Annotated in this window: 1 protein-coding gene; it reads left to right on the top strand. The window is 36.0% G+C overall.

Features of this window, described 5'->3' with window-relative positions:
- A partial coding sequence (locus AC3G7N_RS21525) for a YpmS family protein (protein WP_489424174.1) occupies nt 1–590 on the top strand: 590 nt, incomplete at its 5' end.
- Nucleotides 591–630 lie beyond the last annotated feature (40 nt).

The raw sequence follows: 630 nt of genomic DNA, 5'->3' as shown, positions 1-630 counted from the left end.
AGCTTTTTTATATCTTGCTCACAATTAATATTGTTATTGTATTAGGTATTTTTCTTTTAATATTTTGGCCTGTCTCAAGTTCAACCACATCGCCTGGGGACAAGGTTGATGAACAGAAAAGCTCGCAGTTTATTGTCCGGACAACGAAGCAGAATTTAAATGACCTTGTTAATGCCTATCTCGATAAATTGCTTGATAACTCAAGTCAACATTATAGTATCGAATTCAAAGATGATGTTCATTTGTTGGGAGAACTTCCGGTATTTTCAACAACTATTCCTTTATCCGTTCACTTTGAACCATTTGTACAGGAAAATGGCGATGTTATTTTGAAACAGAAGTCTATTTCAGTTGGCTTGTTGGAGCTGCCAAATCAAAAAATCATGGAGTATATGAAAAAGTACTTACCAATGCCTGAGTGGGTTACTGTCAATCCAAAAAAGGAAGAAATCTATGTTGCCGTTACCAATATGGATATCCGCAGTAATTTCAGAGTGAGCATTGAACATTTCGACCCGGAAGCTAACAATCTAGCCTTTAAAATCCATGTACCATACGAGACATTAGGAATAAAACCGAATAACTATTAATTTCAGCCTGCCCCAATTTAAAATTTGGGGCAGCCTTTTT

Source organism: Virgibacillus carmonensis, from assembly GCF_057836705.1.
The sequence above is the reverse complement of the archived record's forward strand: the minus strand, read 5'-3'. Positions and strand labels throughout refer to the sequence as shown.